We start from the raw sequence: 17,740 nt of genomic DNA on the forward strand, positions 1-17,740 counted from the left end.
GCCATGGGCACGCGTACGGGGACGGGCGCGGGCGGGGCCGGGGCGCTGCCCGGCGCCTGGTCCCTCGGTGTGAGCCGCGGGGCGCTGGAGATCAGGCAGTTCGTCCGCCAGCGCGACGCGGTGATCTTCACCTTCGCCTTCCCCATCGTCTTCCTCGCGCTCTTCGCCTCGATCTTCAGCGAAGGCATGGAGGGCAGCGGGGTCACCGCCTCCCAGATGTACGCGGCCGGCATGGTCGCCGCCGGCATCATGTCCACCAGCTTCCAGTCCCTCGGCATCTCCATCGCCGTCGAACGCGACGAGAAGGTGCTGCGCCGGCTGCGCGGAACCCCGATGCCTCCGGCGGCGTACTTCCTCGGCAAGGTGTGGATGGTGCTGGCCACCGGCCTCGCCGAGACCGCGATCCTGCTGCTGGTCGGCTCCACCCTGTTCGACCTCGATCTGCCGACGTCCGCCTCGAAGTGGCTGACGTTCGCCTGGATCTTCGTCCTGGGCCTGGCCGGCTGCGCCCTGCTCGGCATCGCGATCAGCAGCCTGCCCAAGTCCGGCAAGAGCGCCAGCTCGGTCGTGGTCCTGCCGTTCCTGATCCTGCAGTTCATCTCCGGGGTGTTCATCCCGGTCCACCAGATCCCCGACTGGCTGCTGAACATCGGGGCGCTGTTCCCGCTCAAGTGGATGTGCCAGGGACTGCGCGGGGTGTTCCTTCCCGAGTCGGCGGCCGTTTTCGAACAGGCCGGTGCCTGGGAGTATGGGCGGGTCGCCCTGGTCCTGGGCGCGTGGGTGCTCGGGGGGCTGGTGCTGTGTCTGCTGACCTTCAAGTGGAAGAACCGGCGCGACGGCTGAGCGCCTTCGCCGAGGCGGCCGGTGCGCGCGAGTCCCACGTCTGGGACCGCGCGTTCGGCCCGTGGGACCTCTACTTCGGCGTGGTGTGGATCGCGACGGCGGCCTTCGTCCTCGGCGCGGACTCCCCCGGGCCGGCGTACCGGATCACCGCCGTCGCCCTGCTCGTCCTCCTGGTCCCCTGCTACCTCGGCGCCGGACGCCGGCTGCTCCTGCTGGCGCCGGGCGCCGCACCCCGGCGCTCCGCCCGCTACGTGGGCGTGGCGCTGGCCCTCTTCCTGCCCGCCGCCTCCCTGGCCGGCGAGGCCCGGCTGATCACCTTCGCCCTCGCCCCGCAGTGCTTCATGCTGCTGCCCCTGCGGCGCGCGGTCGGCGCGGTGGGCCTGCTGTGCCTGCTGCCGGTGGCGGGCTGGGCGCTGGTGTGGCGGCCGGAGGCGCACTCCGTCATCGCGAGCGGGCTCGGCGCGCTCGTCACCTTCCTCTTCTCCGCCTTCTTCGGTGCCTGGATCGTCCGGATCATCGAGCAGAGCGGCCACCGGGCCTCCCTCATCGCGGAACTCGACGCCAGCCGGGAGGAGGTGGCCCGGCTCTCCGCCGAACGCGGAGCCCACGCCGAAAGGGAACGCATGTCCCGCGAGATCCACGACACCCTCGCCCAGGGCTTCACCAGTCTGCTCATGCTCGTACAGGCCGTGCAGTCGGAGCTGGACACCGACCCGGAGCGGGCCAGGCACCATCTGGAGCTGATGGCCGTCACCGCCCGACAGAACCTGGCCGAGGCCCGCGCCCTGGTCGCGGGCGGCGCGCCCGCCGACCTCGACGGCGGTTCGCTGCCCGACGCGGTACGACGGCTCGCGGCCCGGCACGATCCGCCGGCGGCCGTCTCGGTGACCGGGGAGGTCCGACCGCTGACCGCGGTCCTGGAGGTGGTGGCCCTGCGGTCCTGCCAGGAGTCCCTGTCGAACGCGGCCAAGCACGCCGGGCCGCAGGCGCGTTGCGCGGTGTCCCTCACCTACGGCGCCTGCGAGCTGACCCTCACCGTCCGGGACACCGGGCGGGGCTTCGACCCGGCGGCCCCCGCACCGGGCTACGGACTGCGGGGGCTGTTCGCCCGCGCGGCCGAGGTGGGCGGCACGGCGGCGGTCGACAGCGCCGCCTCGGCCGGTACCACCATCACCGTCACCCTTCCGATCCGCTGATCCGCTGATCCACTGATCCGCTGAGGAGCCGTACGACATGATCCGCATCCTGCTGGCCGACGACCACCCGGTGGTACGGGAGGGGCTGCGCGGCATGCTCGGCGCCGAACCGGACCTGGAGGTCGTCGCGGAGGCCTCGAACGGCCCGGAGGCGGAGGCGCTGGCCGCGCGGCTGGCCCCCGGAGGCGGCCTGGACCTGATCCTGATGGACCTACGGATGCCGGGCGGCGACGGGGTCGAATCGATCGCCCGCATCACCGCGGCCCAGCTGCCGGTACGGGTGGTGGTGCTCACCACGTACGAGGAGGACCGGGACATCCTGCGCGCGGTGGAGGCCGGAGCTGCGGGCTACCTGCTGAAGGACATGGCGCGGGCGGAGCTGGCCGCCGCGATCCGGGCGGCCGTGCGCGGCGAGACGGTCCTCGCCCCGACGGTGGCTGGCCGACTGGTGGACCGGCTCCGCAGCCGCCCCTCGCTGCCGCGGCTCTCGGAGCGCGAGGTCGCGGTCCTGCGCCTGGTCGCCGAGGGCGCGACCAATGCCGAGATCGGCCGTCGGCTGTTCGTGGCGGAGTCCACGGTCAAGACGCACATGCTGCGGATCTTCGGGAAGCTGGAGGTCGCGGACCGCACGGCGGCGGTGACGACGGCCATGCGGCACGGCTTGCTGTGACCGCGGGCGCTGCGCGCGCCTTCCCCCACCCCGCCCCTTCCCGAAACCGGGCTCCGCCCGGACCCGTACGTGCGCTCCGCGCACGTGTCCTCAAACGCCGGACGGGCTGAAAATCCAGCCTCGCCGGCGTTTGAGGCGCGGGGGTCTGGGGGCGGAGCCCCCAGGAAACGGCGAAAGGGCGGGGCGGGGAGAGCTCCGCGCAGCGGCACCCACCCCACCCCGCCCATCGGCGGGACCGGTCAGGCCAGGCGGGCCTGGACGGTGGCGACCACGTCGGCCAGGGCCACCGGGGTCTGCTCCCCGGACTGCATGTCCTTCAGCTGGACCACGCCCTCCTCCAGGTCACGGTCCCCCGCCACCACCGCGAAGCGGGCCCCGCTCCGGTTCGCGTCCTTCATCGCACCCTTGAGGCCCTTGCCCCCGTAGGAGATGTCCGCGGCCACACCGGCCCGCCGCAGCTCGGTCACCAGACCGAACAGCACCGGCTTCGCCGCGCCGAGCGCCACCGCGAAGACGGAGGTCGCGGACGGAATGTCCAGTTCGACGCCCTCCGCTTCGAGCGCCAGCACCGTACGGTCCACGCCCAGCGCCCAGCCCACCGAAGGCAGCGCCGGCCCGCCGATCATCTCGGAGAGGCCGTCGTAGCGGCCGCCGCCGCCGACTGCGGACTGCGATCCCAGACCGTCGTGGACGAACTCGAAGGTGGTGCGGGTGTAGTAGTCCAGGCCGCGCACGAGCTTCTCGTCGTCCTCGAAGGCGACGCCGGCCGCCGTCACCAGCGCCCGCACCTCCTCGTGGTACGCCTTGCAGGCGTCGCAGAGGTAGTCGCGCAGCATCGGGGCGCCGACGAGCTGCTTCTGCACGTCAGCCCGCTTGTCGTCGAGCACGCGCAGCGGGTTGATCTCGGCCCGGCGCACGGTCTCCGCGTCGAGGTCGAGCCCGCGCAGGAAGTCCTGGAGGGCCTCCCGGTACACCGGGCGGCACTCCTTGTCGCCGAGCGAGTTCAGCAGGATGCGGAAGTTGCGCAGGCCCAGCGAGCGGTACGCCTGGTCGGCCAGGATGATCAGCTCGGCGTCCAGCGCCGGGTCCTCGGCTCCGATCGCCTCGGCGCCGACCTGGGAGAAGTGGCGGTAGCGGCCCGCCTGCGCCCGCTCGTAGCGGTAGTAGGAGCCGGAGTACCAGAGCTTGACGGGCAGGCCGCCGAGCTTGTGCAGGTTGCCCTGCAGGGCGGCTCGGAGCACGGAGGCGGTGCCCTCGGGGCGCAGGGCGAGCTGGTCCCCGCCCTTCGTGGTGAGGGTGTACATCTCCTTGCTGACGATGTCGGTGGACTCGCCGACGCCGCGCGAGAACAGCTCGACGTTCTCGAAGCCGGGGGTCTCGACATACCCGTAGCCGGAGTTCTTCAGGGGCGCGGAGATCGCCTCGCGCACCGCCAGAAAGGTGGCGGAGCGGGGCGGCAGCAGGTCGTACGTGCCCTTGGGGGCCTGAAAAGTACTCACGAAACTCTCGTCACATTCCTCGTCGTGGAGACGTGAGGCCGTCTCCCAGGCCGGCGGCCACCTGCCGCAGGTACGGGTTGGTGGCTCGCTCACGGCCAATGGTCGTGTGCTCGTTGTGTCCGGGCAGCACCACGGTCGAATCGTCGAGCGGCAGGCACACGCGGGCCAGCGATTCGAGGATGTCGGCGTGGCTGCCGCCGGGGAGGTCGGTACGCCCGATGGAGCCGGCGAAGAGCAGGTCGCCCGAGAACAGCAGCGGCGGGATGTCCGCCGCCGCGGGCATCCCGAAGGTCACCGACCCCCCGGTATGGCCGGGGGCGTGCGACACGGTGAGCTCCATCCCGGCGAGGGCGAGCCGCGCGCCGTCGGTCAGCTCCCTGACGTCGGAGGGCTCCCCCACCGTGAGCTCGCCCATGAGCTGGGCTCCGAGGGAACGGCCGAGGGCCTTCTCCGGGTCGCTCATCATGAAGCGGTCTTCGGGGTGGATCCAGGCCGGTACGTCGTGTGCTCCGCACACCGGGACCACCGAGGCCACATGATCGATGTGGCCATGGGTGAGGACGACCGCGACGGGCTTGAGCCGATGCTTCTTCAACGTCTCTTCGACACCCTGGGTGGCCTGGTGGCCCGGGTCGATGATGACGCACTCCTCACCGGCGGCGGGGGCGACCACGTAACAGTTGGTCCCCCAGGCCCCGGCGGGGAATCCGGCAATCAGCACGTTCGTCCTCAATCGTCGTCCGGCGGGAGGCTGCAGATCGGAATGCTGCTGCTCAGAGGGTACCGGCGCCGCTCATTACACAGCGAACCCATATACGGTACGGCCTAACCCAGCCCGGACAGTGGTACCAGATACGCACAAGGAGACGACCCGGTGGTCACGAGCGATCAGCGGCGGCGCCAGCTCGCCAGGGAAAAGTACGAACGCCAGCAGCAGCGGCGTGCCGAGGCGCGGCAGAAGTCGCGCAAGCGGCTCGCCGTGATCGGCGCGGCGGTGGCCGTGGTCGTCGCCGCGCTGGTCGGCCTGGTGGCCGGCGGCGTGTTCGACAAGGACAAGAAGGACGAGGCGGCCGACCCGGCCGCCACCCCCTCGGCCTCGCCCACCCCGAAGCAGTCCCCCTCCCCGGCGATGGCGATCGACGCCAAGGCGAAGTACACCTTCGACCTGAAGACCAGCGCGGGCGACGTCAAGTTCGAGATGGACGCGGCGAAGACCCCGCAGACGGTCAACTCGTTCAAGTCGCTCGCCGACAAGAACTTCTTCGACAACACCAAGTGCCACCGCCTGACGACGGGCGGGATCTTCGTGCTCCAGTGCGGTGACCCGCAGGGCACCGGCATGGGCGGCCCCGGCTACACCATCGCCGACGAGAACCTCGACTCGCTGGGCAAGCCCAACGCGACGGGCCAGGTCGTCTACCCGGCCGGCACGGTGGCGATGGCCAACACCGGCCAGCCCGGCTCGGGCGGCAGCCAGTTCTTCCTGGTCTACAAGGACAGCCCGCTCGCCCCCTCGTACACGCCCTTCGGCAAGATCGACGCGGCCGGTCTGAAGGTGCTCGAAGAGGTGGCCAAGGCCGGTACGGCCGACGGCGGCCAGGACGGGGCCCCCAAGACCCCCGTGACCATCGAGAAGGGCACCGTCACCCAGAACTGACCGGGACCGGGCGCCCCGGGCCCCGGCTGTCTCCTCGATTTCCTCGACGGCACTCCGGTACGGCGATATTCCGTCGTGCTGGATGCGGACAGCCGGCCCGGCGGTCGCCTATGTTGGCGTGGTGGAGGGCGGGCGCGGCCCGCCCCAGGAAACTGTGGACGATGCCCAGGGGGTGAACCCCTCGCAAGGCATCAGGTGGAGGAGGCGCTGTGAGCAGCGACCCGTGGGGCCGAGTCGACGAGACCGGCACCGTGTACGTGCGTACTGCCGATGGCGAGAAGGTCGTCGGCTCGTGGCAGGCCGGCACCCCGGAGGAGGCCCTGGCCTACTTCGAGCGCAAGTACGAGGGCCTGGTGGTCGAGATCGGCCTCCTCGAACGACGGGTGCGGACCACCGATCTGGCCGCCAAGGACGCTCAGACGGCCATCGAGCACCTGCGCACGCAGGTGGACGAGCACCACGCCGTCGGCGACCTCGACGCCCTGCGCATCCGGCTGGACAAGCTGGTGTCGACCGTCGACTCGCGCCGCGAGGAGCGCAAGGTCCAGAAGGCCAAGCAGACGGACGAGGCCCGTACGGCCAAGGACGCGCTGGTGGCCGAGGCCGAGGAGCTGGCGCAGAGCGACCAGTGGCGCAGCGCCGGCGAGCGGCTGCGGGCCCTGGTGGACATCTGGAAGGGTCTGCCCCGCCTCGACCGCAAGTCGGACGACGAGCTGTGGCACCGCTTCTCGCACGCCCGCTCCGCCTTCTCCAAGCGCCGCAAGGCCCACTTCGCCTCGCTGGACGCGCAGCGCGAGGACGCCCGCAAGGTCAAGGAGAAGCTGGTCGCGGAGGCCGAGTCGCTGTCGAAGTCGACCGACTGGGGTCCGACGGCCGCGCGCTACCGCGAGCTGATGGAGAACTGGAAGGCCGCGGGCCGCGCGCAGCGCGAGTCCGAGGACGACCTGTGGAACCGTTTCCGCGGCGCCCAGGACGTGTTCTTCGCGGCGCGCAGCGAGGTCTTCGCGGAGCGCGACGCCGAGCAGGTGGAGAACCTGAAGCTGAAGGAGGAGCTGGCCGACGAGGCCGAGAAGCTCGTCCCGATCGCGGACCTGAAGGCGGCCCGTGCCGCGTTCCGCTCCCTGAACGAGCGCTGGGAGGCCATCGGCCACGTACCGCGGGACGCGCGTCCCAAGGTCGAGGGCCGGATGCACACCATCGAGCGGGCCATCCAGGAGGCCGAGGAAGGCGAGTGGCGCCGTACGAACCCGGAGGCGCGGGCCCGTGCGGCCGGTCTGACGGGTCAGCTGCAGGCTGCGGTCGACAAGCTGCGCGGCCAGATCGACGCGGCGCGCGCGCAGGGCAACAACTCCAAGGCCGACAAGCTGTCCCGGGAGCTGGAGGGCCGTCAGGCTCTGCTGGACCAGGCGCTGAAGGGCCTGGAGGAGTTCGGCGGCTGATGCCCCGGACGCCCGGCACGTGAAAGGGCCCCGGTACGCACTGCGTACCGGGGCCCTTTCACGTGTGCAGTACTACGGCCGGCGGGCCGAGGTCACGCGGTAGACGTCGTAGACGCCCTCGACGCCCCGTACGGCCTTCAGGACGTGGCCCAGGTGCTTCGGGTCGCCCATCTCGAAGGTGAACCGGGAGGTGGCCACCCGGTCGCGGGAGGTCTGCACGGCCGCCGACAGGATGTTCACGTGCTGGTCCGACAGGACCCTGGTGACGTCCGAGAGCAGCCGGGACCGGTCCAGTGCCTCGACCTGGATGGCGACCAGGAAGACGGAGGACTGGGTGGGCGCCCACTCGACCTCCAGCATCCGCTCGGGCTGCTGCGAGAGGGAGTCCACGTTGACGCAGTCGGCACGGTGGACCGATACGCCACTGCCGCGGGTGACGAACCCGATGATGGGGTCGCCCGGCACCGGGGTGCAGCAGCGGGCCAGCTTGACCCACACGTCCTCGACGCCCTTGACCACCACACCGGGGTCGGCCTTGCCGCGGCGCGAGCTGCGGCCGCGGGCCGGCGGGATGGTGTCCTCGATGTCCTCGTTGGCCGCGTCCTCGCCGCCGAGGGCCTGGACCAGCTTCTGGACCACGTTCTGCGCGGTGACGTGGCCCTCGCCGATCGCCGCGTAGAGCGAGGAGATGTCGGGGTAGCGCATCTCGTGCGCGAGGGTGACGAGGGAGTCCCCGGTCAGGATGCGCTGGATCGGCAGGTTCTGCTTGCGCATGGCCCGCGCGATGGCGTCCTTGCCGTGTTCGATCGCCTCGTCGCGGCGCTCCTTGGAGAACCAGGCGCGGATCTTGTTGCGGGCCCGGGGGGACTTGACGAAGCCCAGCCAGTCGCGGGACGGGCCGGCGCCCTCGGCCTTGGAGGTGAAGACCTCGACCAGGTCGCCGTTGTCGAGGGTCGATTCGAGCGGTACGAGCCGCCCGTTGACCCGCGCTCCTATGGTCCGGTGGCCGACCTCGGTGTGGACGGCGTACGCGAAGTCGACGGGGGTGGCGCCGGCCGGCAGGGCGATGACGTCGCCCTTGGGCGTGAAGACGAAGACCTCGTTGCGCGAGAGGTCGAAGCGCAGCGAGTCGAGGAACTCGCTCGGGTCCTCGGTCTCCTTCTGCCAGTCCAGCAGCTGGCGCAGCCACGCCATGTCGTTGACGGTGTCGTGGCCCGCGCTGCCCTTGGCCGCCTGCGGCACGTCGGTGCGTACCTTCGAGGTGCCGGCGACGGTCTGCTGCTTGTACTTCCAGTGCGCGGCGATGCCGTACTCGGCACGGCGGTGCATGTCGAAGGTACGGATCTGGAGCTCCACGGGCTTGCCGCTGGGGCCGATGACCGTCGTGTGGAGCGACTGGTACATGTTGAACTTCGGCATCGCGATGTAGTCCTTGAACCGGCCGGGGACCGGGTTCCATCGCGCGTGCACGGTGCCGAGGGCGGCGTAGCAGTCCCGGACGGTGTCGACGAGGACCCGGATGCCGACCAGGTCGTAGATCTCGGCGAAGTCGCGGCCGCGCACGATCATCTTCTGGTAGACGCTGTAGTAGTGCTTGGGGCGCCCGGTGACGGTGGCCTTGATGCGGGCGGCCCGGAGGTCTGCCTGCACCTCGTCGGTGACGACGGTGAGGTACTCGTCGCGCTTGGGTGCCCTTTCGGCCACCAGCCGCACGATCTCGTCGTACATCTTGGGGTAGAGGATCGCGAAGGCGAGGTCCTCCAGCTCCCACTTGATGGTGTTCATGCCGAGCCGGTGCGCCAGCGGGGCGTAGATCTCAAGGGTCTCGCGGGCCTTCTTCTCCTGCTTCTCCCGCTTGAGATAGCGCATGGTGCGCATGTTGTGCAGCCGGTCGGCGAGCTTGATGACCAGGACCCGGGGGTCCTTGGCCATGGCCACGACCATCTTGCGGACGGTCTCGGCCTGGGCGGCCTCGCCGAACTTGACGCGGTCGAGCTTGGTGACTCCGTCGACGAGCAGGGTCACCGCGTCGCCGAAGTCGCGCCGCAGGTCCTCCAGCCCGTACTCGGTGTCCTCCACGGTGTCGTGGAGGAGCCCCGCCATCAGCGTCGCCGGGTCCATGCCCAGCTCGGCGAGGATCGTGGTCACCGCGAGCGGGTGGGTGATGTACGGGTCGCCGCTCTTGCGCTTCTGGCCCCGGTGCCAGCGCTCGGCGACCTGGTACGCCTGCTCGATCTGGCGCAGCGTGGTCGTCTCGATCTTCGGGTCGTTGCTGCGGACTATGCGGAGCAACGGTTCCAGGACCGGGTTGTACGGGTTGGAACGCTGACCGCCGAGGCGGGCCAGCCGGGCGCGCACCCGATTGGAGGACCCGGCCGACTTCGCGGGCGCGGGCTTGACCGGCGGGGCCGGCGGAGCCGGCGGCTGGGGCGTGGCGGCGGCCGCCGCGGCCGGCTGCTGGGCCTCCGGGTCGGGCTGCGCGGCGGAGATTGGCTGGACCTCGTCTGGCAAGAGCGCTCCTCAGCGGATCCGGTGCCCGTGTCCGGTCCGGATAACCCATCGTAGCGAGGGTTCCGCCACCCCGTTCCCCGAGTCCACCCCGATCCGTACCGCACCCGGCCCTATCCAGCCCGTCCGGCGTTTGAGGACCGGGGTCCGGGGCGGAGCCCCGGGGAACGGGCGAAGGGCGGGTAGGGGACAGACTCCCGCTCAGCGGCCCGCACACGCCGAAGCGGGCGTGCTCCGGGACTTCCCGGTGCACGCCCGCTTCACAGTCAGCGTCGTCAGACGACGATCAGCGCGTCCAGCGGAGCCCCCGCAAGGGCACCGGCCAGCCGCTCACGGCCCGGCAGGAACGAGAGTTCCATCAGGACCGCGACCCCGGCGACCTCCGCCCCGGCCCGCCGGATCAGCTCCAGCGAGGCGGCCGCGGTGCCACCGGTGGCCAGCACGTCGTCGATGACCATGACCCGGTCGTCGGCGCACAGCGCCTCCGCGTGGATCTCGATCTCCGCCGACCCGTACTCCAGGTCGTAGGACTGCAGGAGCGTCGCCCCGGGCAGCTTCCCGGCCTTGCGGACCGGCACGAAGCCGATGCCCGCCTGCACGGCCACCGGAGCCGCCAGGATGAATCCCCGCGCCTCCAGCCCGACGATCTTCGTCGCTCCGTACTGCCCGGCCAGGGCCACCAGCGCGTCCGTGAGGGCGCCGAACGCCTTCGGGTCGGCCAGCAGCGGGGTGATGTCCTTGAACATCACGCCCGGCTTCGGGTAGTCCGCCACGTCCGTGATCCGGCTGAGCAGCAGGTCCCGTACGCCGGAGGTCAGCTCCGCGGTCACCGGCGCCGTCCCGAGCGGCCCTGCGCCACTACCTCGGGCGCGCCTTCGGTCCCGTCCTCGGGCGATTCGCCCCTGGCCTCGGCCGACGCCCGCTTCGCGAGCACCCGCTTCTTCAGGGCCTTCATCGCCGGCTCGCGCTCCTTCAGGTCCACGACCAGCGGAGTCGCGATGAAGATCGACGAGTAGGCACCGGCCGCGAGGCCGACGAACAGCGACAGCGAGATGTCGTTGAGCATGCCGGCGTCGAGGATGCCGCCACCGATGAAGAGCAGCGCCCCGACCGGGAGCAGTGCCACGACGGTGGTGTTGATCGAGCGGACCAGGGTGCCGTTGATGCTGCGGTTGGCGACCTCGCTGTACGTCCAGCGGGTCTGCTTGGTGATGTCCTTCGAGCCCTCCTTGAGACCGTCGAAGACGACGACGGTGTCGTAGAGGGAGTAACCGAGGATGGTCAGCAGACCGATGACCGTACCCGGGGTGACCTCGAAGCCGACGAGCGCGTACACGCCGACGGTGATCGTGAGGTCGTGGATCAGCGCGATCAGCGCCGCGACCGCCATCCGCCACTCGAAGGCGATGGCCAGGTAGATCACCACGAGGACCATGAAGACGCCGAGGCCCGTCCAGGCCTTGTTGGCGATCTGCTCGCCCCAGCTGGGGCCGACCAGGTCCGCGTTGATGTCGGCCGCGTCGACCTTGAGGTCGGTGGCGAGCTTGGCCTTCACGTCGGCCGCGGCGGCGGTGTCCAGTTCCGAGATCTGGATGCGCAGACCGCCGGTGCCGAGCTTCTGGACGATCGCGTCGTGACCGGAGGCCTTCTCCGCGTCCTCGCGGGCCTGGGTCTCCGTGACGGAGGTCTTCGGGGTGGTGAAGACGGCACCGCCCTTGAACTCGATGCCCATGTTCAGGCCCGAGACGGCCACGGCCACGATCGCCGTGATGGTGATCAGGATGGAAACGCCGTACCAGACGAAGCGCTTGCCGACGAAGTCGTAGCCGACCTCACCCCGGTACAGCTTGGCGCCGAGATCTCCGAGCTTCGACATCTCTCACGCCTCCTTTGCGTCGACGGGAACGGAGACGGTCGCGGCGGCCGCGTCGGAGCCGGTACGACGCGAGCGTCGCAGCGGCGGCTTCGCGCCCAGTCGCTTCGGGTCCAGCCCGGACCACGGGTGACCGCTGGCGAAGAAGTCCGTCCGGGCCAGCAGCGTCATGACGGGCTTGGTGAAGAGGAACACCACGACCACGTCGAGCAGGGTGGTCAGACCGAGGGTGAAGGCGAAGCCCTGCACCTTGCCGACGGTGACGATGAACAGCACCGCGGCGGCCAGGAACGACACGAAGTCGGAGACCAGGATGGTGCGACGGGCACGCGGCCAGGCGCGCTCGACGGCCGGACGCAGGGTGCGGCCCTCGCGGATCTCGTCCCGGATGCGTTCGAAGTACACGATGAACGAGTCCGCGGTGATGCCGATCGCGACGATCGCACCACAGACGGCCGGCAGGTTCAGCGCGAAGCCGATGCCCTTACCGAGCAGCACCATGATCGTGTAGGTGAGGATGCCCGAGACGATGAGGCTGATGATGGCGACGAACGCCAGGCCCCGGTAGTACGCCAGCAGGTAGATCACCACGAGGGCGAGGCCGATGGCACCGGCGATGAGGCCGGCCTTCAGCTGCTCGCTGCCGAGCGCGGCGGTGACGGTGGTGACGCTGTCCTCCTGGAAGGACAGCGGCAGGGCGCCGTACGAGAGCATGTTGCCCAGGTCCTGCGCGGACTGCTGGGTGAAGCCGCCGGAGATCTCCGCGTTGCCACCGGTCAGCGCCTGGCTGACGGACGGGTCGGAGATGACCTCGCCGTCGAGCACGATGGCGAACTGGTTCTGCGGGCTCTGCTTGGCCGCCAGCTCACCGGTGATCTTGGCGAACTTGTCGGCGCCCCTGTCGGTGAACTGCATCGTGACGATCCACATGCCACGCTGCGTGTCGATGATGCCCTTGGCATCCTTCACGTCCTGGCCGTTGACCTGCGCCGGGCCGAGCACCCACTTGAACCAGACGCCGTCGCGCTTGCCGCAGGCGAGCGTCGGGTCCTCGGGCTTGACGTTCTTGCTGACGGCGGTGCGCTGCGCCTCGTTGCTGCAGTCCAGCGCGGCGAACTTCGCCTGCAGGTCCGCGGCTGCGGCCTGGTCGGCGGTCGGCGCGGACGGCGACGTGGACGGGGCGGCCTTGTCGTCTGCCTTCTTCGACCCGCTCGCCGAGGGCGAGGGGGAGGGTGCGTTCGGGGCCTTGAGGGCCTCACTGACCGCACGGCCCTGGGAAGTGGCGCTGGACGACGGGGTGGGCGCACTGGCAGACGGCTTGCCGGAGCCGCTCGGGGCGGCGCTCGGAGAGCCGCTCGGGGAGCCGCTCGGCTTGGCCTCGGGGGCTGCCGGGGCACCCTCCGCCGTGGCGAGCACGGGGCGGAAGTACAGCTGGGCGGTGGTACCGACCTGGTCGCGCGCCTGCTGCTCGTTCGTCCCCTTGGGGATGTTCACGATGATGTGGTCGCGGCCCTGGGTCTGGACCTCGGCCTCCGACACGCCGAGACCGTTGACGCGGCGCTCGATGATGCCGACCGCCGTGTTCATGTTGGTCTCGTTGATCGCGTCCGGCTTGCCGGGCTCGCTCTTGGCCTTGAGCGTGATGCTCGTACCGCCGGCGAGGTCGATGCCGAGTCGCGGCGTCGTCTGCTTCGTGAGGAACATCCCCGCGGTGAGCGCCACCATCGCGATCAGGATGATGGCCAGGGCACGCCCCGGCCTCCCCTGAGCCCCCGTGGGCCGCCGGCCCTTCTTCGGTGCTGCCACCTTGTCGTATCTCCCTGTCCAACCGTCCCGCGCCGGGTCAGCGCGTGGACGGCCACGAAATGTGTGTGGGGACCCCTGCCCCCCGCAGAAGGGTCACTGGCGGGGGCCGCCGGGGCTGCCGGTCAGGCGCCCCACACGGTCCCCGGCCCAGCGCTACTTCGCGCCGGCCTCGCCGTCGGTCTTGCCGTCCTTGGGCTCGTCGCCCTTGGGCTCCTCCGCCGCGGGCTCGTCGGCCTTGGGCTCGTCCTTCTTGCCCAGGTCGAGCTTGGGGGCCTCGTCCTCGGTCAGGGAGGACGCGTCGTCCGGGACGACCGGCGTGTCGATCGTCAGATCATCGGTGATGCCGTGGACGATGCGGTTGTACTCCTCGTCCTCCAGCACGGCGCCGATGGCGTTCTTCGCGTAGATCGCGTGGACGCCGGGGGCCACCTCGAGCGTGACGGTGTCTTCGCCGATTTCCTTCACCGTGGCGTACATGCCGCCGATGGTGCGGACGCCGGTGCCGGCGGTCAGCTGGTCTCGCATCTGCACGGCCTGCTGCTGCTTCTTCTTCTGGCTGCGGGTCAGCAGGAACATCGCCCCGATGATCAGCACGAACGGAAGGAGGGACATGATACTCATGGGACGCAGGTCCTTCGCATCGACCGCACGAGCGCGCGGCCTTTGTACGGGGGGTGGGTACGCCGACCGTAAGGGTCGGCATCGGCGGAGTCTAGGCGAGTCCGCACCGATGGAACAACGCCCAGCATGTCACCGCAGTTCCTGAGGGGGCGAACCTCCGCGCCGTCAGGTCCCGAAGAGGCCCTGTTGTCCGCTTGGTCCGTTCCCGCCCTGCTGTGGCGGAACAAGTCCCAGGTGAGCCCATGCGGCCGGGGTCGCGACCCGTCCCCGCGGGGTCCTGGCCAGGAGCCCCTCCCTGACGAGGAACGGCTCGGCCACTTCCTCCACGGTCTCCCGCTCCTCGCCGACGGCGACGGCGAGCGTCGACAGGCCGACGGGTCCCCCGCCGAAGAGCTTCAGGAGCGCCTCCAGGACGGCCCGGTCCAGCCGGTCGAGCCCGCGCTCGTCGACCTCGTAGACCTTCAGGGCGGTGCCGGCGACCTCGCGGTTGATCACGCCGTCGGCCCTGACCTGGGCGTAGTCGCGGACGCGGCGCAGCAGCCGGTTGGCGATACGGGGAGTTCCGCGCGAGCGGCCGGCGATCTCGGCGGCGCCCGCGGTGTCGATCTCCACGTCGAGGAGCCGTGCGGAGCGGTGGATGACGCGCTCCAGCTCCTCGGGGGCGTAGAACTCCATGTGCCCGGTGAAGCCGAAGCGGTCGCGCAGCGGAGGCGGGAGCAGGCCGGCCCGGGTCGTGGCCCCGACGAGGGTGAACGGGGGCAGTTCCAGCGGGATGGCGGTGGCTCCCGGGCCCTTGCCCACGATCACGTCGACGCGGAAGTCCTCCATGGCCATGTAGAGCATTTCCTCGGCGGGCCGGGACATGCGGTGGATCTCGTCGAGGAAGAGGACCTCGCCCTCCTGGAGGGAGGAGAGGATGGCGGCGAGGTCGCCCGCGTGCTGGATGGCGGGGCCGGAGGTGATCCGGATGGGGGCGCCCATCTCGGCCGCGATGATCATGGACAGGGTGGTCTTCCCCAGGCCCGGGGCGCCCGACAGCAGCACGTGATCGGCGGTGGCGCCGCGCTGGCGGGCCGCCTTCAGGACGAGGTCCAACTGCTGGCGGACCTTCTCCTGCCCGACGAACTCACCGAGGTCCTTGGGCCTCAGGGCCGCCTCGACGGCGGTGTCCTCGCCGTCCGCCGCGGCTGCGACGATCCGGTCGTCGCTCTCGTCATCCCAGTTCACGGTGTCAGTCTGCCTTCTCGGTGGTGCGGTGGTCTGTCGTGTGCGGGCAGCCCTGCGGGGCATTCTCCCCGCCCCGCCCCTTCTCCGTTTCCCGGGCTCCGCCCCGACCCTCGTCTCGAACTCCCCCAGCCACCGCTGGGAGGGGCCCCCGGGCGGGGCTGGAGCGTGCCCTGCGGGGCGATCCCAGCCCGCCGGGCACGCCCGGCGCTGCGCGCACGTGCGGCCGGACGTCGGCCAGACTCAGCCCCGTCGGCGCTTGAGGCGACCTTTCGGCCCCGTCGGCGTTTGCTGCGCGGGGCCCGGGGCGGAGCCCCGGCAACGGCGCCGCGCCGGACTCACCTGGCCCGGTTCAGGGACTGGAGGGCCGCCCGCAGGAGCTGCGGGACGGGGGCCGAGCCGCCGGCGGCGATCGCGGCCTCCGCCTGCGGGGTCACGGCCGAGACCGCGTCCTCCGCGTCGCGGGGCGCGTAGCCGAGGCCGATCAGGGCGGCGGAGAGCTGCTCCGACCACGGGGCGGGCCCGGAGGCGGCGGCCCGCTGCGCGCCGACCATCCCGCTCGACCCCAGCGGAGCGCCCAACTTGTCCTTCAGGTCCAGCAGCAGCTTCTGCGCGCCCTTCTTCCCGATGCCGGAGACGGCCATCAGCGCCTTCTCGTCCCCCACGGAGACGGCGATGCGCAACGCGTCCGGGCTGTGCACCGCCAGCATCGCCTGCGCGAGCTTCGGCCCGACCCCGCTCGCGGTCTGCAGGAGCTCGAAGACCTGGCGCTCGTCGTCGTCGGCGAAGCCGTACAGCGTCAGCGAGTCCTCCCGTACGACCAGGGACGTCGCCAGCCGGGCTGGCTCGCCGGTCCGCAGGCCCGCGATGGTGTTGGGCGCGCAGTGCACGGCCATGCCCACTCCCCCGACCTCGATGACGGCCAGGGTGGGGGCGAGGGCGGCGACCGGGCCGCTGACGAAGGCGATCATGTGGTGCGGCCTTTCAGGGCGCTGGCATGCCGGTTGACGGCCTGCTGGAGGCGGTTCTGCGCGGGGGCGCGCCAGATGTGGCAGATGGCGAGGGCGAGGGCGTCCGCGGCGTCGGCGGGCTTGGGCGGGGCGGACAGCCGGAGCAGCCGGGTGACCATGGCTCCGACCTGCGCCTTGTCGGCGCGACCGCTGCCGGTGACGGCGGCCTTGACCTCGCTCGGGGTGTGCAGCGCGACCGGTATGCCGCGGCGCGCGGCGCACAGCATGGCGACGGCACTGGCCTGGGCCGTGCCCATCACCGTGCTGACGTTGTGCTGACTGAAGACCCGCTCCACGGCGACGACTTCGGGCCGGTGCTCGTCGAGCCATTCCTCGATGCCCTGCTCGATCGCGACGAGCCGGTCGCCCAACTCGGCGTCCGCGGGCGTCCGTACGACCCCCACGCCCAGCATCGTCAGGGGGCGGCCCGCCACCCCCTCGACCACACCGACGCCGCACCGCGTCAGCCCCGGGTCAACACCGAGAACCCGCACCGCGCCCCCTTGCTCGATCTCCTGTACGTGCAGTTTCGCAGGCTATCGGGTGGCACTGACAAAGCAGCGGGCCGACGGGGTGTGTTCCCGTCGGCCCGCTGCTCAAAGCCGTGCGTGGTCTACGCCCTTCAGGCGTCGACCTTCTCCATGACCTCGTCCGAGACCTCGAAGTTGGCGAAGACGTTCTGCACGTCGTCGCTGTCCTCCAGCGCGTCGATCAGCTTGAAGATCTTGCGCGCGCCCTCTTCGTCCAGCTCGACCTGCATGGTCGGCAGGAAGTTGGAGTCGGCCGAGTCGTAGTCGATGCCCGCCTGCTGGAGCGCGGTACGGACCGCGACCATGTCGGTGGCCTCGCTGATGATCTCGAACTGCTCGCCGAGGTCGTTGACCTCCTCGGCGCCCGCCTCCAGCACCGTCTCGAGCACGTCGTCCTCGGACAGCTCGCCCTTGGGCAGCAGGACGACGCCCTTGCGGTTGAACAGGTACGAGACCGAGCCCGGGTCGGCCATCGAACCGCCGTTGCGGGTCATGGCGACACGCACGTCGGACGCGGCACGGTTGCGGTTGTCGGTGAGGCACTCGATGAGCACCGCGACGCCGTTCGGACCGTAGCCTTCGTACATGATCGTCTCGTAGTCGGCGCCGCCGGCCTCGAGGCCGCCGCCGCGCTTGACCGCGGAGTCGATGTTCTTGTTCGGGACCGAGCTCTTCTTCGCCTTCTGGATGGCGTCGAAAAGGGTCGGGTTGCCATCGATGTCGGCGCCGCCCATACGGGCCGCGACCTCGATGTTCTTGATCAGCTTCGCGAAGAGCTTGCCGCGCTTGGCGTCAACCACGGCCTTCTTGTGCTTCGTCGTAGCCCATTTAGAGTGGCCGGACATCTGCCTGTCTCCTTCGCGT

General features: G+C 70.8%; 16 protein-coding genes. 5 read left to right on the forward strand and 11 right to left on the reverse strand.

Going from position 1 to position 17,740, the window contains the following annotated elements:
• Positions 1-3: 3 nt before the first annotated feature.
• From AC3IYI_RS07090 to AC3IYI_RS07100, 3 genes are read left to right on the forward strand one after another with little or no spacing between them, the layout of a single operon-like run.
• A complete protein-coding gene (locus AC3IYI_RS07090; protein WP_489411458.1) occupies positions 4-843 on the forward strand; it encodes an ABC transporter permease in 840 nt (279 codons plus the stop codon).
• Positions 801-2,039 carry a sensor histidine kinase gene (locus AC3IYI_RS07095; RefSeq protein WP_489409383.1) on the forward strand — a complete coding sequence of 413 codons (1,239 nt, stop codon included), beginning with the start codon at positions 801-803 and terminating at the stop codon, positions 2,037-2,039. The genes AC3IYI_RS07090 and AC3IYI_RS07095 overlap by 43 nt, the downstream gene beginning before the upstream one ends.
• Before the next feature lie 37 nt (positions 2,040-2,076).
• The gene (locus AC3IYI_RS07100; protein WP_489409384.1) at positions 2,077-2,709 is read left to right on the forward strand and encodes a response regulator; all 633 of its coding nucleotides are present in this window, start codon (positions 2,077-2,079) and stop codon (positions 2,707-2,709) included.
• A gap of 239 nt (positions 2,710-2,948) precedes the next feature.
• Here AC3IYI_RS07100 and hisS read toward each other — a convergent pair whose 3' ends face one another.
• Positions 2,949-4,208 carry a histidine--tRNA ligase gene (hisS, locus tag AC3IYI_RS07105; protein ID WP_489409385.1) on the reverse strand — a complete coding sequence of 420 codons (1,260 nt, stop codon included), beginning with the start codon at positions 4,206-4,208 and terminating at the stop codon, positions 2,949-2,951.
• Between the two features lie 10 nt (positions 4,209-4,218).
• Positions 4,219-4,929, reverse strand: a complete 711-nt coding sequence (locus AC3IYI_RS07110) for an MBL fold metallo-hydrolase (protein WP_489409386.1) — start codon at positions 4,927-4,929, stop codon at positions 4,219-4,221.
• A 153-nt stretch (positions 4,930-5,082) separates the two neighbouring features.
• On the opposite strand from AC3IYI_RS07110, the gene AC3IYI_RS07115 reads away from it, so the two are divergent.
• Both AC3IYI_RS07115 and AC3IYI_RS07120 read left to right on the forward strand, forming a co-directional pair.
• Entirely contained in the window at positions 5,083-5,865 is a 783-nt protein-coding gene (locus AC3IYI_RS07115) for a peptidylprolyl isomerase (protein ID WP_489409387.1), read from the forward strand.
• Positions 5,866-6,074: 209 nt separating this feature from the next.
• A complete protein-coding gene (locus tag AC3IYI_RS07120; RefSeq protein ID WP_489409388.1) occupies positions 6,075-7,304 on the forward strand; it encodes a DUF349 domain-containing protein in 1,230 nt (409 codons plus the stop codon).
• A gap of 72 nt (positions 7,305-7,376) precedes the next feature.
• On the opposite strand, the gene AC3IYI_RS07125 is transcribed toward AC3IYI_RS07120, so the two are convergent.
• The 9 genes from AC3IYI_RS07125 to AC3IYI_RS07165 form a co-directional block, all read right to left on the reverse strand.
• Entirely contained in the window at positions 7,377-9,815 is a 2,439-nt protein-coding gene (locus AC3IYI_RS07125) for a RelA/SpoT family protein (protein ID WP_489409389.1), read from the reverse strand.
• 272 nt (positions 9,816-10,087) lie between these two features.
• Positions 10,088-10,642 carry an adenine phosphoribosyltransferase gene (locus AC3IYI_RS07130; protein WP_489409390.1) on the reverse strand — a complete coding sequence of 185 codons (555 nt, stop codon included), beginning with the start codon at positions 10,640-10,642 and terminating at the stop codon, positions 10,088-10,090.
• A complete protein-coding gene (gene secF, locus AC3IYI_RS07135; RefSeq protein WP_489409391.1) occupies positions 10,639-11,688 on the reverse strand; it encodes a protein translocase subunit SecF in 1,050 nt (349 codons plus the stop codon). The genes AC3IYI_RS07130 and secF overlap by 4 nt, the downstream gene beginning before the upstream one ends.
• A 3-nt stretch (positions 11,689-11,691) precedes the next feature.
• Positions 11,692-13,491: a protein translocase subunit SecD gene (gene secD, locus AC3IYI_RS07140; protein ID WP_489409392.1), complete on the reverse strand. Its 1,800-nt coding sequence runs from the start codon at positions 13,489-13,491 to the stop codon at positions 11,692-11,694.
• A gap of 153 nt (positions 13,492-13,644) precedes the next feature.
• Complete coding sequence (yajC, locus tag AC3IYI_RS07145; protein WP_489409393.1) at positions 13,645-14,112, reverse strand: preprotein translocase subunit YajC; 468 nt, start codon at positions 14,110-14,112, stop codon at positions 13,645-13,647.
• 165 nt (positions 14,113-14,277) lie between these two features.
• The gene (gene ruvB / locus AC3IYI_RS07150) at positions 14,278-15,339 is read right to left on the reverse strand and encodes a Holliday junction branch migration DNA helicase RuvB (protein ID WP_489409394.1); all 1,062 of its coding nucleotides are present in this window, start codon (positions 15,337-15,339) and stop codon (positions 14,278-14,280) included.
• A gap of 335 nt (positions 15,340-15,674) precedes the next feature.
• Entirely contained in the window at positions 15,675-16,307 is a 633-nt protein-coding gene (gene ruvA / locus AC3IYI_RS07155) for a Holliday junction branch migration protein RuvA (protein WP_243334248.1), read from the reverse strand.
• Complete coding sequence (gene ruvC, locus AC3IYI_RS07160; RefSeq protein ID WP_489409395.1) at positions 16,304-16,840, reverse strand: crossover junction endodeoxyribonuclease RuvC; 537 nt, start codon at positions 16,838-16,840, stop codon at positions 16,304-16,306. Before ruvC ends, ruvA begins: the two co-directional genes overlap by 4 nt.
• Before the next feature lie 128 nt (positions 16,841-16,968).
• On the reverse strand, positions 16,969-17,721 hold the full coding sequence (locus tag AC3IYI_RS07165; RefSeq protein WP_489409396.1) for a YebC/PmpR family DNA-binding transcriptional regulator: 753 nt from the start codon (positions 17,719-17,721) through the stop codon (positions 16,969-16,971).
• Positions 17,722-17,740: the final 19 nt, after the last annotated feature.

Source organism: Streptomyces sp. GL_148 (assembly GCF_057834205.1).

Bases quoted from the DNA above. Each gene is read 5' to 3' on its own strand.
- AC3IYI_RS07090 (WP_489411458.1), top strand. From the start codon at position 4: ATGGGCACGCGTACGGGGACGGGCGCGGGCGGGGCCGGGGCGCTGCCC.
- AC3IYI_RS07100 (WP_489409384.1), top strand. From the start codon at position 2,077: ATGATCCGCATCCTGCTGGCCGACGACCACCCGGTGGTACGGGAGGGG.
- secF (WP_489409391.1), bottom strand. From the start codon at position 11,688: ATGTCGAAGCTCGGAGATCTCGGCGCCAAGCTGTACCGGGGTGAGGTC.
- yajC (WP_489409393.1), bottom strand. From the start codon at position 14,112: ATGAGTATCATGTCCCTCCTTCCGTTCGTGCTGATCATCGGGGCGATG.
- ruvA (WP_243334248.1), bottom strand. From the start codon at position 16,307: ATGATCGCCTTCGTCAGCGGCCCGGTCGCCGCCCTCGCCCCCACCCTG.
- AC3IYI_RS07165 (WP_489409396.1), bottom strand. From the start codon at position 17,721: ATGTCCGGCCACTCTAAATGGGCTACGACGAAGCACAAGAAGGCCGTG.